Consider the following 13,226-nt stretch of genomic DNA (forward strand, 5'->3'; position numbering starts at 1 on the left):
AATGTTTCTCGGCGTCGACGGCGGCGGCACCAAGACCGCCTTCTGCCTACTGCGGGCTGACGGGGCGGTGGTGGCCCAGGCCACGACCGCGAGCAGCTACTACTTCAGCGAAGGCATCGACCTGGTGACCCGGGTCCTCAAGGAGGGCGTCGGCGCCGTCTGCGCGGGGGCCGGCATCACCCCGGCCGAGATCGATTTCGCCTTCTTCGGGCTTCCGACGTACGGCGAGGTGAGCGATGACGTCGCGGCCCTCGACGCGGCGCCCCGGGAGGTGCTCGGCCACGACCGGTACCGGGTCGACAACGACATGCTCTGTGGCTGGTCCGGCTCGCTGGGCGCCGCGGACGGCATCAACGTGATCAGCGGTACCGGATCGATGACCTACGGCGAACGCGCCGGCCACGGTCTCCGCGTCGGCGGGTGGAGTGAACTCTTCGGCGACGAGGGCTCCGCGTACTGGATCGCCATCCGCGGCTTGCAGGCGTTCTCTCGGATGAGCGACGGTCGGCAGCCCACCGGCCCGCTGCTGGATGTTCTCCGCGACCACCTGGGGCTCGCCGCGGACCTGGATCTGATCGACGTCGTGCTGAACCGGTGGCACGGCGACCGTGGCGAGATCGCGGCGCTGAGTCCCCTGGTCACCCGCGCCGCCGACCAGGGCGACGAGGCGGCCGCCGCGATCCTCGCCGAGGCCGGCCGGGAACTCGCCCTGCTGGTGGAGACCACCCGCAGCCGACTCGGCTTCCCCGTCGAAGAGCGGGTGCTGGTCTCCTACTCCGGCGGCACCTTCAACGCGCCACAGGTGCGCGAGGCGTTCCGAGCCCACCTGCACACGCTGCACGGCGGGTACGACCTTCGTCAGCCCGTCTACTCACCGGTCGTCGGCGCGGCGCTCTACGCCGCGAAACAGGCCGGCAGCCCGCTGAACACCGACGCGCTCGAGCATCTCCGGACCACCCCCACCCCCACCGCCCCCTGAGGAGGCGCAGATGCCAGCATCCATCTCCCGCATCAGTCGCAGTTGGATCCCGTACGCCGGGCTGCTCGTGCTCTTCTGGGGCGTGTGGGGAGCCTTCTCCTCCGTCCCGACCAGCGACTACGGCTACCCCGACGGCATGGTCTACGTCGTCTGGTCCCTCACCATGATCATCCCGGCCGTCGCCGCGCTGCGTGGCAACCGACTGGACCGCCGCCCGATCGCAGCCGTGTACGGCCTGCTGGTCGGCCTGACCGGCGCCGGCGGCCAGCTGCTGCTGTTCAAGGCGCTCACCATCGGCCCCGCCTACCTGATCTTCCCACTGATCGCGCTCTCCCCCGCGATCACCGTGCTGATGGCCACGGCGCTGCTACGTGAGCGCATCCCGCGGCTCGCCGTGCTCGGCGTGATCGCCGCGCTGATCGCGGTCGTGCTGTTCAGCGTCAGCGACGGCGACGGCTCCGCCACCGGCGGACTGTGGCTGCTCCTGGCCATCCTGATCTGCGTCGCCTGGGGCGTGCAGGCCTACTTCATGCGGAAGGCGGCCACCGTCGGCGTCAACGACGCCACCACCTTCACCTGGATGACGATCAGTGGCCTGCTGCTGGTGCCGGTCGCCATCTGGATGGCCGGCGGCCTGGCACTGGACGCGCCATGGCAGGCGCCGACCCTCGCCGGAGTCACCCAGTTGCTCAACGCCGTTGGCGCCCTGTTCCTGGTGATGGCGTTCAGCCGGGGCAAAGCCTCGATCGTGGCCCCCACGACCAACGCCTTGGCACCCGTGCTGACCGTCATCCTCTCGCTGGCCGTCTACCAGAAGGTGCCGTCGGTGTACGCCACGATCGGCATCGTGCTCGCCATCGTCGGGTCAACCCTGATGGTCTACGCCGACGAGAAGCGCGGCGAGGCTGCGGCGAACCCGCCCAGCCCGCGCACCCTCGACCGGGACAGCGCGCCTGACCTCACCGTACGGTAACTGCCGAACTCACCCCGGCGGCCGCCGGCCCGGGCTCGGGCCGGCGGCCGAAGCGTCGACCGGGAACGCGTTCTGCCCCGGCGACGCCGCACGCATGCCTGCCGCCTCCCCCTCGCAGCGCCCCGCGGAATGCATCACGAGCAAGGATTTCCAGATCAACAAACGGGCATAGGCCCCCGAAGCGCCCTCTCGACGCACGTGGCGGTCCGCAGGAGGTAGCGATAGACGGCGATGAACCTGTAGTACCGACGAAAGCGCGCACCGGAGAATGCGCATCCCAGCTTTCGCGGAGGTCCACTTGCCCAGCCTGCAAGGTCGTCTGACCATCTCTCCCCGCCGCCTCGGCGCCATCCTGACACCGATGATCACCGCAGCGGTCGCTGCCGTCGTCGTCCTGGCCGTGACGGCGGAACCTCGGCCGCCGACGGACGCTCCGCGCGAACACGCGCTCGGGGTGACCGGCCCGGAGGGCATCCGCAGCGTGGCGTACACCCAGGCCGTCGCCGCCGTGAAGACCAAGAAGCCCAAGGTCACCGTGATCGGGACCGGCGGCACGATCTCGGGCGTCGCCACCTCGCGGAGCAGCTTCACCAACTACCAGTCCGGGCGGATCGCGATCAAGGACATGGTCGCCCAACTGCAGCCCGAGATCGGCGAGGTCGCCGACGTGACAACGGTGCAGTTCGGCAACAAGGGCTCGGGCGGATACAGCATGGCCGAGTTCCACGCGCTCACCCTCGCCGTGGAATCGGCACTGCGCAGCTCGGACGGCGTCGTGGTCACCAGCGGTACGGACACCATGGAGGAGTTCGCGTACTGGCTCGACCTGACCGTGCAGAGCCGAAAGCCGGTCGTACTCACCGGGGCGATGCGTCCGTGGGCCGCGGTGACCCCGGACGGTCCGCAGGTCATCGGGGCCGACGGCCCGGCGAACCTCTACAACTCGATAGTCCTGGCGGCGAGTCAGTCCACCTACTGCTACGGCACGGTGCTCATGCTCGGCGACGAGTTCCACGCCGCCCGGGACGTCACCAAGACGAGCACCTACCGGATGGACACGTTCCAGACCCGCGAACTCGGCGTGCTCGGCTGGATCGACGGGCCGAACATCAAGGTCGGTCGGGCGCCGTCGCGAGTGGACGACTGCGACGACAAGAACCGCTGGATGACACCGTTCGACATGTCGCAGATCGAGCCGACCGCGCTGCCCCGCGTCGAGGTGGTCTACGGCTACCAGCAGGCCGGCGGCGAGGCGATCACCGCCTTCGCGGCGGCCGGGGTCAAGGGCATCGTCACGGCGGGCACCGGGTCCGGCGGTCTCTCCTCCGCGCAGAGCAGCGCCCGGACGGCCGCCGCGCGGTCGGGCGTGGTGTTCGTAACCGCGTCGCGCACCGGCTCCGGCTCCACCTACGGCGGGAACAGCAGTCTTCCCATCATCGCCGGGGACGACCTGCTGCCGCAGAAGGCCCGGCTGCTGCTCCTGCTCGGTCTCGCGTTCTCCCCGACCGACACCGGCAAGGTCCGGGAATGGATGACCACCCTCGGCAGCCCCGAGTGGGACACCGCACCGAAGGGCAGGAACGACAACTGATCACCTCCGGTGGCCGGGCCACGCCGCCTGCCCGGCCACCGGAGCCTCCGACGTCCGGCGCTCGTCACGGCGATTCCGGGAGCCCGGTCGGCCCACGCCGCAACCCGTGGCTCGTTCTCTCCCTGGGCACGGGAGCCGGCCGCCTCGGCCGGGCTGGGTCCGCAGCGGCACTCGGGGCCCCAGCCCTTCGCGCGGCCCACGGGAAGCCGGCGGGCACGGCCGACGCAACCCCGTCGCCGCCGGTTCGTTGGCCCCACCGGGCGGACGGGGGGCCGGACGATGGTGGCGGGACGCGGTACCGACCTGCTGCGCCCTGCGACGAGTTCGGGACGCGCCACCTTCCTGGAGCTCTTCTTCGACCTGGCCTTCGTCGCCGCCCTCACCCGGGTATCGCAACGGTTCGCCGACGTCGGCGACGACACCGGCTGGACGCTCGTCGCCGGGCTCGGTCGCACCCTGCTGCTGTTCCTGGCGCTCTGGCTGATCTGGTCGCACACCATCTGGATCACCAGTCGCTACGAGCCGGAGCGGCCGGCCATTCAGGCGGTCGTGGTCGGCACCATGTTCGCCGCCCTGGTGATGGCGGTGACGCTGCCGCACGCTCTGGAGGAGCGCGCGCTGCCGTTCGCGGTCGCGTACCTGATGGTGATGGTGGTGCGGCCGCTGGTGGTCGCTGCCGCGCTGCATGGCCATCCACGACAGCGGGTGCCGTTTCGGCTCGCCGCATGGTCGGCGGCTTCCGGGCCACTCTGGCTGGTAGGCGCGTTGGGCCCGGACCGGCTTCGTCTGCCGCTATGGGCCGCCGCGCTTGCCGTGGACTACCTCGCCTGGTTTCTGGGCTGGCCGTTGCCCCGGCTGGGGAGCGCGGGGGTCGGTCGTTGGCGGATCGCTGGGGAGCACCTGGCCGAACGCCACCAGCAGATGTTCCTCATCGCGCTCGGTGAGTCGATTCTGGTCATCGGCGCCGTCTTCAGTGGCGTGGACTACTCGGCGGGGCGCATCGCCGCCTTCACGATCGCGTTCACCACCAGTGTGTTGCTGTGGCGGATCTACTTCCACCGCGCCCGCCGGTTGCTGAACGAGGCACTGGGCCGGGCGGGCATGCCCGGCCGGTTGGGTACGGCGTCGGAACGGACCCACGGGTTGCTCGTGCTCAGCGTGCTCGTCACGGCGGTCGGCTACCATCTGGTGATCGATCATCCGTTCGGGCCGCCCCGGCCGACTTGGCTTTTGTTCGTGGTGGGTGGCCCGGCACTCTTCCTCATCGCGCGGGTGCGGTTGGACTACGAGATCCTGGGCCGGGTCTCCCGGTCGCGGATGATCGGCTTGGTGGTGCTGCTGCTGGTCGCGGCGGCGTTGGCCCGCTGGCCGCCGATGGTCGGACTGAGCGTGGTGGCCGGAGTGCTGGCCCTTGTGGCACTGTCCGACGCGCTAAGCAGCCGGGGGCGGCCGATGGAGGATTCCGTTGCGCGGGTTGGGCCGGCGGCGGCCGGCGATGCGGGGGCCGAAGAGTGACCGAGCGGGCAACCTGAAGCGCCCCGTCGCGCCACAGCTGCCCCCTGCGGGCGTCATATCGGCGGTCGACCTCGGGCAGGTCAACCCCTGCGTGCTTGGGCGACGCCCAGCCACTCGCCGAGTCGACGGCGGAGCCCGATGCGGCGATATCCGCCGTGCACCGCCCCGGTTGGTGGTGAATCGAACAGCGATCCCATTCCGGGTGGGGCGGCGACGGACCTGATCAGGAACGTCGCGCTCCACCGGGCGACCAACGTCTCGGTGGCACGCGGTGCCAGCCGATGAGCGATCAGCGCCAGGTGGGAGAGCAGCCCGGTGGTCATCTGCCTGCGCGGGCGGCGGGCGCCCGCGAGGATCACGGCCGCGAGACGCTCAGGCGCGTACGCGGGCGGGATGGCTCGTAGTTGGCGGCCCGAGTGGTTGGCGGCGCGCTCGAAGAACGGCGTGTCGACCGGCCCGGGCAGGACGAGACAGACCCGTATCCGGGGATGACGGGCGACCTCTTGCTGAAGGTTCAGGGCCAGCCCTCTGACGGCGAACTTGCTCATCGAGTAGAGCGGCACCAGCGGATTCGGGAACACCGACAGCAACGACCCGAGGAGCACGAGGACCCCGTCGCCCTGCGCTTGGAACGTAGCCAGGGCGGTGCGGGCGCACAGCGTGGTGCCGAAGATGTTGGTGTCGACCAGCCGGCGAATCTCGTCCACAGATTCGGAGCCCAGCGGTCCGGCGATGCCGACGGCGGCCGCTTCGACCCAGACGTCTATCTGTCCGAATCGTTGCACCGCCTGCCGGGCCAGCCGCTCGACGGCTGCCGGATCCGCGATGTCGGTCGGCACGATCAGGACCTGTCCGCCTCGTGCTCGGCAGTCGTGTTCCACCTCGGCGAGCGCTTCCTCGCTGCGTGCGGCGAGTACCAATCTCGCTCCTTCGGCAGCGAACGCCAACGCGGTCGCGCGGCCGATCCCACTCGACGCTCCCGTGATCAACACCACCGCGTCACGGAACGTTCGACGCCTGACCATCACACCTCCCGCAACGCAGCAGAGCGAGATCAGACATCTACCCGCGCGCGTGACAATCACTCCCCGGCCGTCTAACACTGCGTTGCGAGGCGCGTCGACACGACGCCACCACCCCTCGTGCCCGGCTATCGAGTCGCAGGACGGCTACCGGGCGGGTTGTCGGATCACCCGAGGGTCAGAGCCTGTTGGGGGCGGCCTCCGCGAGAAAGGCGTCGATGGCCCAGGGTGAGTGCGAGGCCGGGCCGGAGCTGGAGCAATGCGGTGGTGGGGGTACTCGCCATGATGTGATCTCTCCAGGATGTGGCTGCGGTCAGGTCAGCGCACCACGTTGGCCAGCACCTCGTTGAATGCCTCGGTGGAGCTGGGGTGGGTCCAGATCGCGTCCCGCAGGGTGCCGGCGGTCACCCCGCTGCGGATCGCCAGCGCCACCGTGTTCACCAGTTCCTGCGCGTCCACGCTGAGCAGCGCGGCGCCGAGGATGGCGTCGGTCTCGGCGTCGATCACGAACTTCATGAGCCCGCGGACGTCGTCCAGGATGCGGGCGCGGGGCATCGCCGCGATGGCCGCGATCGGCTTGGCGGCTACGCGCACGGGCCGCCCGGTCGCGCGCGCCTCGGTCTCGGTCATGCCGACGCGGGCCAGCGGTGGTGTCATGAAGACGGTGTACGGCACGGCCACCCGGTCGGCCGTGGAACGCTTCCCCTCGCCCGCCATCTGGTCGGCGACGATCCGGTAGTCGTCGAGGGAGATGTAGGTGAACTGGGGCCCGCCGTTGACGTCGCCAACCGCGAAGATGTGCGGTCGGCTCGTGCGGAGATACTGGTCCACCTCGACCGCGCCGGTGGCGGTGGTCCGCACACCCGCAGCATCGAGCCGTAGCTCTGCCGTACGTGGTGCCCGCCCGGCCGCGGCCAGCACCGCGTCCACCTCGAGAGACCCCGCCGTACCGTTCGCCTCGTAGTGGACGACCGCCACGTCACCGGAGTCGGTGACCCGGGTGACGACGGCTCCGGTGACGAAGGTGACGCCCTGGTCCCGCAGGATCTTCTCGGCGGCCTCGGCGACGTCCTCGTCCTCGCGACGCAGGATCCGGCCGGCGCGTTCCAGGACGGTGGCCTCGGCACCGTAGTGGCTCAGCATCGCGGCGAACTCGATCCCCTGATAGCCGCCGCCGACGACGGCCACCCGGCGCGGCAGGTCGGACGATCCGATCAGCTCGGTATTGGTGACCAGATGAGCGCTGTCGCGCAGGCCGGGGATGTTCGGAACCACCGGTTGGGCGCCGGTGTTGATGACGATGGTGTCCGCGGTGATCTCCAACCGGTCGTCACCCGCGGTGACCTCGACCCGCTTCTCGTCGATGAAGGCCGCGGTGCCGGTCACGACCGTCACGGAGTCGAGAGAGTCCAGCATGTCGAAGTTCTTCTTGCGCAGCGACGAGGTCAGCGAACCCGTCCACGCCACCGAGTCGGCGAACCATGACCTGGGATCCGCCTCCGGCGGCCGGACGGAGGCGCGATGGATCAGCGCCTTGGTGGGCACGCAGCCGATGTTGATGCACGTTCCCCCGTACATCAGCTCGGACTGCTCCACCATGATCACCCGTCGGCCCTGCCGGCCCATGGCCGCGGCGAGCGTCTTCCCGCCCTTGCCGAAGCCGATCACAAGCAGATCCGTGTGCAGCGCAGTCATGTGATCAAGCGTTCACCGGACCGGGCGAGCCGACAAGACGGCAGAGGCTCAAGTATCGTCGTGATCGGCTCATGGACCCAATCAGCAAACTCATCCGCTCGGCCCGCCCGGAGGGTGCCGTCGACGTACGGTGCCTGCTGGCCGGCGCCCACGTCCTGGACAACCCGCCCAGCGCGACCCGACAGGTGCCTTTCCACCTGCTGCTCGACGGCCGCTGCGTGGCCGAGGTCGGCGATCGTGCGATCGACCTGCGGGCGGGAGATGTGCTCATCCTGCCCCGCGCCGGGCGACACCGCGTACGGGTCGTCGCCGACGGGCCACCGCTGCCCGCCGGGCGGCATTCGGGCGGCTCGGTGACCACGCTTCGCAGCGACGACACGTCCGCCATCGATCTCTTCTGCGGCCACTACACCTACCAGCCGGGCGCGGGAGAACTTTTGTTCGCCGGACTGCCCGACATCGTGCACGCCTCCTTCGGCCTCGGTCCCGGCTCGCCGTTGCACCTGCTCGGCGAACTCATGCGCAACGAGGCCGCACTCGACGCCCCGGGCACCGGTGCCCTGCTCGCATCGCTCTGCGAGGCGCTGCTCGTGCTCGCCCTGCGTGGTGACGGACGCGGTGGTCCGTCGGCCGCGAACCTGCTCATGCCGTGGACCGCTGTGACGGACGCGGGCCTGCGGGCGGTCGTCGACGCCGTGGTGAACGAGCCGCAGCGACGCTGGACGATCGCGAGCCTCGCGCGCATCGCCGGGGTCTCACGGGCGACCCTGGTACGCCGTTTCTCCGCGGCGACGGGAACGGGGGTCGCCGAATTCCTGACGCGGACCCGGATGATGATCGCAGCCGACCTGCTGACCGCCACCAGCCGCAGCCTCGACGACATCGCCGCCGGCGTCGGCTACCGCTCCCCCTCCGCCTTCGGCAAGGCCTTCCGAGCCGCGACCGGCACAACGCCGGCCCGCCTGCGCCGGTACGCCGCCGAAAGCGGCCGCTGACCACCTCGCTGTGTCAGCGCGATCGACCTCGGCACCCCGGCCGAGCCACCGCCAAGGTCCGATCCTCCTCGCGGGCGGCTCCGGTCCGGGACGGGGTAACGTCCGGGTCGGCCGCACCCGATGCTGAACCGACATGTCGCTACCTGGGGAGTTCCGCCGATGACCAGCCCCACCGCCCGTACCGTCCGCGTCGCCGGTATCGCCGACGTCGACGTCATCGTCGACCTGGTCGAATCGGCGTACCGGGGGGAGAGCAGCCGGGCCGGCTGGACACACGAGGCGGACCTGCTCGACGGGCAGCGCACCGACCGCGACATGGTGACCACCGCGGTCACGAACGCGGACGGCTCGGTGCTCGTCGTCGAGGAGGGGAGCCGACTCGTCGCCTGCTGCCAGGTGGAACGCCGCGACGACCACGCCTACTTCGGCATGTTCGCCGTCGCACCGTTACGGCAGGGCGGCGGGCTGGGGCGCGAACTGCTCGGCCGGGCCGAGCACCACGCCGAGCAGGAGTGGGGCGCCGGGGAGATGCGGATGACCGTCATCACCCAACGCGACGACCTGATCGCCTGGTACGAGCGTCGCGGCTACGTCCGCACCGGGGAACTCACGCCGTTCCCCTACGGTGACGAGCGGTTCGGCCTGCCCCGCCGCCGCGACCTGGCGTTCGAGACGCTGATCAAGAAGCTCGGTTGAGGGGCCGCCCTCCGGCCGATGGCCGAGGCTGGTCAGCCGCCGGACGGGCGACGGACAGCAGGCCCGCGAAGATCGGCGCGCCGTACAGGTGAGGAACCGCCTTGCGTCGGCGCCACGGTGTGGCCCATATTCGTTCCATGATCTCCTACCGGAAGGGCGGCGACGCCCTGGCGCTGTGAGCGCCCCCGCGCGGCGCAACGACGCCGCGAAACCCCCACAGGCCGTTCGCAGCGGCAGCCCTCACGACCTGTGGCAGCAGGCCATCCGAATCCGCCAGGAATGGCTCGACCACGCCCTGTCCACACAGCCGGCGGACAAGTCGACCGCCGAGCGGTGCCTGACCGCCATCTACGCCCGGGCATCGCGGCCCCGACCTCGGTTCGAATGGGTCGACTCGCCGGACAAGGCACGCCCCCTGTTCACCGGCTGGCCCACCCTCGACCAACTCTACGAGCTCGTCCGGGACCCTCGGCCGCGTGGGACACCACCGCTGGCAAGCGACATCGCCATGATCGCCTCCCAGCTGCGCGGCGCGCTGAGTGCGGGCGTCACTCACACCGATCCCGAACTGTCACCCGTGCGCACGAGCAAGAGCAAGGAACCCTGGCCCGAACTGGCACCGCTACCCGCGCTCGACAGCGGCGTTCCGCTCGCTGTCGTGCTACACCAAGGCGTACGCACGGCATTGCACCGGAGCCTCGCGCACGGGTACTACCTACCCGTACGTGCGGTGCTCGCGGGCGACGCTCCGGTACCCGTGTGCTGGTACGGGCAGCAGGACGCGTCATGGATCGCCTACTACGACGCGCTGCGTCGACTCGGCCTAGCCAGATACGGGCCTGCCGAGGCCGAACACCTCGACGCCTGGGCCGGCTTGGCTCGCTCCTGCGGCTGGTGGTGGCCCGGCGAGGACGTCTGTGTCGTGGTGGACCGACCCGAAGCGGTACGAACCGAGCCGGTTTCCGGAACAGCCCACGACCAGATCCGGCTCCAACCTCACGGGCTGCGCTACCGCGACGGCTGGCAACCGCTCCTGACCAGGTGACCTGAGTCGATTGCCGGCCGGGACGGGCACCTGCCAGTTCCGGTCGGCCCCACTGTCCACGGTGACGGGACATGAAGGCCGGCTCCGTGGCGCGCAGAACGAGCTGTCCTACAGGTCCATTGCGTAGACCCGGAGCTGGCGACCGGTGTCCGGCTGCACCGTCTCGCGCTCCAGCGACATGCCCAGCTTGACCATCACCCGCGCGGAAGCCTCGTTGCCGACGACGTGGATGCTGACCAGCCGCCGCAGACCGAGCTGCGCACGGGTGTGGGCGACCACGGCCTTGGCCGCTTCGGTGGCCAGACTTCGGCCCCAGAAGGCGCGGCCTAGCCGCCAGCCGATCTCCACGGCCGGCATGATTTCGGGCAGGAAGGTTGGCACCGCCAGTCCGGTGAAGCCCGCCAGCTCGCCGGTCTCTTTGAGTTCCACCGCGTAGAGGCCGAAGCGGTGCTCTTCCCAGTGCCGCTGGGAATTGGCCAGGCGCTCCGCCGTCGCGGCCCGGTCCAGGGTGCGGCCGTCATGTATGTAGCGCATCACCTCGGGCTGCGCGTTGATCGCGGCGAACCCGTCCAAATCCCCACTTTTCCAGCGGCGCAGCAGCAGCCGCGGAGTCTCCAGGGATGTGGCGTCAACGTGGCTTGTCAGGTCAGGCACGTCCTGTTCGTAGCATCTCGGCGACCAAGATGCGATGGATTACCCGGCCGATGAGCTGCCACTCAGCCAACCCGGAAGGGTGCCGATCCATTCGGCCAGGTGGTGCATCTCGTACCCGGCACCGTGCGCAACCACCTGTCGGCGGCGATGGCCATGCTCGCGGCGCCGACCCGGTACGCCGCCGCGCGTATCGGGTCGGGAGCAGGATTGGATCTGACTCACTCCGCGGTGTAAGCGCCCGCCCGGATGTCGGCGAGCAGCGTCGGGCCGGTCGGCGTCCAGTCGAAGGCAGCGCGGGTCGCACCGCTCGACGCCCGCACGTCCATGCCCCAGAACGCACCGATGAACCCGCCGAAGTGCTCGACGGCCTGCTCGGGCGCTACCGAGGCGGTCGGGAGGCCGAGCACCTCGCCGATGGCCTCGGCGATCGCACGGGTCGGCACGCCCTCCTCGGCGACGGCGTGCAGGCGGGTGCCGGCCGGGGCCTGCTCGATGCCGAGCCGCAGGAGCCGGGCCGCGTCGCTGACGTGCACGGCGGACCATGCCTGTGTGCCGTCGCCTACATACGCCGCGACACCCGTACGCCGGGCGGCGGCCACGATCAGCGCGATGAAGCCGTGGTCCCGCGTGCCGTGGGTCGTCACCGAGAACCGGGCGGCGATGCTGCGGACGCCGCGGTCCACGTAGTCGAACGCGAGGTTCTCGGTGCCGCCGCGCGGAGAGTCGGGACCGACGTTCGGGTTCGCGTCGGTCTCCAGGGCCGGGCGGCCCTGCGCGAGCCCGGCCACGCCGGAGGCGACCACGAACGGCCGGTCGGTGCCGACCAGCGTCTCGGCGAGGGTCGCGACCGCGGCGCGCTCGGCCCGGTTGGTCTCGGCCTGGTTCGTCCAGTCGTGCTTGTTGGCGAGGTGGACGACGGCCTCGGCCTCCATGGCGCCCCGGCGCAGCGCGTCGAGGTCGTCCAGGTCGCCGCGCAGGACCAGCGCGTGCTTGGCCTTGAGGGCACCCTCGGCCCGGTCGGTACGGGCCAGGCCGACCACCTCGTGCCCGGCGGCGACCAGCTCGTCCACCGTGTGGGAACCGATCCACCCGCTTGCTCCCGTGACGAATACCCGCATGACGACCTCCGCAGACATGATGTCAGTGACTGAAATGACGCTAGTCGGCCATGTCAGCCACTGTCATCACGCATACCCGGTGATGTCAGTCACTGGCATCACCCCGGGGCGGGAGCCTAGGATCGGCGCATGGCTCGATGGCAGTCCGGCGCACGCGAGCGCCTCCAGGCGGCCGCGATCGACCTCTTCGTCGAACACGGCTTCGGCGGCGTCACGGTCGCCGAGATCGCGGCGGCGGCCGGCCTCACCGAGCGCACGTTCTTCCGCTACTTCGCCGACAAGCGCGAGGTCCTCTTCCCCGGCCACGACGAGTTCGCGCAGAACTTCCTCCACGGCCTAGAGAAGGCTCCGGACGACGACCCTGTCTCGCTGATCACCGCCGCCCTGGCCGGCGTGGCCGAGTTCTTTCCGGACGAACGCCGCGACTGGTCCCGCACGCGTAACACCATCCTGCAGGCCCACCCCGGCTTCCAGGAGCGTGAGCTGCTGAAGATGTCCTCGCTGACGGCGACCCTGATCCGCGCACTGCGGGAGCGCGGCATCGACCCGATCGCCGCGGCCCTGGTGGCCGAGACCGTGGGAACGGTCTTCCGGACCGCGTTCACCGCCTGGATCGCCGAGGACGAGACACGCTCGTTCGCCGAGATCCAGGACGACGTGCTCGCCAGGTGGCACGGGCTGCTCACCGCCCGGCGGTCATAGCCCTTCGGGCGCGTACGGAGGCTGCGGTCGGTCAGGCGAGCGTCAGCGCGCCGGCTCCGGCCCAGAGGATCAGCGGCGAGGGCGCGAGCCTGGTGCGTCCTCGCCCACTCCGTCGACCCCTACGAGCTGTCCGTCCACCAGGCCGGCGAAGCCACCTACACCGGTCTCTACTGGCGCATCGCTCGCATCGAAGACGCGCTGATTACCACCGACGGCTCTATCGGCGCCCGCGTTCTGAATA

General features: G+C 70.4%; 12 protein-coding genes. 8 read left to right on the top strand and 4 right to left on the bottom strand.

What is annotated here, in order from left to right; all coding sequences use genetic code 11:
* Position 1: 1 nt before the first annotated feature.
* The 4 genes from AB0F98_RS12935 (at position 2) to AB0F98_RS12950 (ending at position 5,058) form a co-directional block, all read left to right on the top strand.
* Positions 2–979 (top strand): BadF/BadG/BcrA/BcrD ATPase family protein, encoded by a 978-nt coding sequence (locus AB0F98_RS12935; RefSeq protein WP_357733346.1) that lies wholly within the window; start codon positions 2–4, stop codon positions 977–979.
* 10 nt (positions 980–989) lie between these two features.
* On the top strand, positions 990–1,952 hold the full coding sequence (locus AB0F98_RS12940; RefSeq protein ID WP_357733349.1) for a DMT family transporter: 963 nt from the start codon (positions 990–992) through the stop codon (positions 1,950–1,952).
* A 361-nt stretch (positions 1,953–2,313) separates the two neighbouring features.
* A complete protein-coding gene (locus tag AB0F98_RS12945; RefSeq protein WP_357733352.1) occupies positions 2,314–3,543 on the top strand; it encodes an asparaginase in 1,230 nt (409 codons plus the stop codon).
* Between the two features lie 279 nt (positions 3,544–3,822).
* The gene (locus tag AB0F98_RS12950; RefSeq protein WP_357733355.1) at positions 3,823–5,058 is read left to right on the top strand and encodes a low temperature requirement protein A; all 1,236 of its coding nucleotides are present in this window, start codon (positions 3,823–3,825) and stop codon (positions 5,056–5,058) included.
* A gap of 80 nt (positions 5,059–5,138) precedes the next feature.
* Here the strand turns inward: AB0F98_RS12950 and AB0F98_RS12955 are convergent, their stop codons facing one another.
* Positions 5,139–6,083 (bottom strand): SDR family NAD(P)-dependent oxidoreductase, encoded by a 945-nt coding sequence (locus AB0F98_RS12955; RefSeq protein WP_357733358.1) that lies wholly within the window; start codon positions 6,081–6,083, stop codon positions 5,139–5,141.
* A gap of 315 nt (positions 6,084–6,398) precedes the next feature.
* Positions 6,399–7,775 (bottom strand): FAD-dependent oxidoreductase, encoded by a 1,377-nt coding sequence (locus AB0F98_RS12960; protein WP_357733362.1) that lies wholly within the window; start codon positions 7,773–7,775, stop codon positions 6,399–6,401.
* Positions 7,776–7,846: 71 nt separating this feature from the next.
* On the opposite strand from AB0F98_RS12960, the gene AB0F98_RS12965 reads away from it, so the two are divergent.
* From AB0F98_RS12965 to AB0F98_RS12975, 3 genes are all read left to right on the top strand, one after another.
* The gene (locus tag AB0F98_RS12965; protein WP_357733365.1) at positions 7,847–8,770 is read left to right on the top strand and encodes an AraC family transcriptional regulator; all 924 of its coding nucleotides are present in this window, start codon (positions 7,847–7,849) and stop codon (positions 8,768–8,770) included.
* 159 nt (positions 8,771–8,929) lie between these two features.
* Complete coding sequence (locus tag AB0F98_RS12970) at positions 8,930–9,466, top strand: GNAT family N-acetyltransferase (protein ID WP_357733368.1); 537 nt, start codon at positions 8,930–8,932, stop codon at positions 9,464–9,466.
* Between the two features lie 175 nt (positions 9,467–9,641).
* Positions 9,642–10,511 (top strand): DUF6745 domain-containing protein, encoded by an 870-nt coding sequence (locus AB0F98_RS12975; protein ID WP_357733371.1) that lies wholly within the window; start codon positions 9,642–9,644, stop codon positions 10,509–10,511.
* A gap of 108 nt (positions 10,512–10,619) precedes the next feature.
* Here the strand turns inward: AB0F98_RS12975 and AB0F98_RS12980 are convergent, their stop codons facing one another.
* Positions 10,620–11,165 carry a GNAT family N-acetyltransferase gene (locus tag AB0F98_RS12980; RefSeq protein ID WP_357733374.1) on the bottom strand — a complete coding sequence of 182 codons (546 nt, stop codon included), beginning with the start codon at positions 11,163–11,165 and terminating at the stop codon, positions 10,620–10,622.
* Positions 11,166–11,383: 218 nt separating this feature from the next.
* Positions 11,384–12,283: an SDR family oxidoreductase gene (locus AB0F98_RS12985; RefSeq protein WP_357733377.1), complete on the bottom strand. Its 900-nt coding sequence runs from the start codon at positions 12,281–12,283 to the stop codon at positions 11,384–11,386.
* 129 nt (positions 12,284–12,412) lie between these two features.
* On the opposite strand from AB0F98_RS12985, the gene AB0F98_RS12990 reads away from it, so the two are divergent.
* The gene (locus tag AB0F98_RS12990; protein ID WP_357733380.1) at positions 12,413–12,985 is read left to right on the top strand and encodes a TetR family transcriptional regulator; all 573 of its coding nucleotides are present in this window, start codon (positions 12,413–12,415) and stop codon (positions 12,983–12,985) included.
* Positions 12,986–13,226: the final 241 nt, after the last annotated feature.

Origin of the sequence: Micromonospora sp. NPDC023737 (assembly GCF_040639715.1) — a bacterium.
Taxonomy (GTDB): Bacteria; Actinomycetota; Actinomycetes; order Mycobacteriales; family Micromonosporaceae; genus Micromonospora.

Bases quoted from the DNA above. Each gene is read 5' to 3' on its own strand.
- AB0F98_RS12935 (WP_357733346.1), top strand. From the start codon at position 2: ATGTTTCTCGGCGTCGACGGCGGCGGCACCAAGACCGCCTTCTGCCTA.
- AB0F98_RS12940 (WP_357733349.1), top strand. From the start codon at position 990: ATGCCAGCATCCATCTCCCGCATCAGTCGCAGTTGGATCCCGTACGCC.
- AB0F98_RS12945 (WP_357733352.1), top strand. From the start codon at position 2,314: ATGATCACCGCAGCGGTCGCTGCCGTCGTCGTCCTGGCCGTGACGGCG.
- AB0F98_RS12950 (WP_357733355.1), top strand. From the start codon at position 3,823: ATGGTGGCGGGACGCGGTACCGACCTGCTGCGCCCTGCGACGAGTTCG.
- AB0F98_RS12955 (WP_357733358.1), bottom strand. From the start codon at position 6,083: ATGGTCAGGCGTCGAACGTTCCGTGACGCGGTGGTGTTGATCACGGGA.
- AB0F98_RS12960 (WP_357733362.1), bottom strand. From the start codon at position 7,775: ATGACTGCGCTGCACACGGATCTGCTTGTGATCGGCTTCGGCAAGGGC.
- AB0F98_RS12965 (WP_357733365.1), top strand. From the start codon at position 7,847: ATGGACCCAATCAGCAAACTCATCCGCTCGGCCCGCCCGGAGGGTGCC.
- AB0F98_RS12970 (WP_357733368.1), top strand. From the start codon at position 8,930: ATGACCAGCCCCACCGCCCGTACCGTCCGCGTCGCCGGTATCGCCGAC.
- AB0F98_RS12985 (WP_357733377.1), bottom strand. From the start codon at position 12,283: ATGCGGGTATTCGTCACGGGAGCAAGCGGGTGGATCGGTTCCCACACG.
- AB0F98_RS12990 (WP_357733380.1), top strand. From the start codon at position 12,413: ATGGCTCGATGGCAGTCCGGCGCACGCGAGCGCCTCCAGGCGGCCGCG.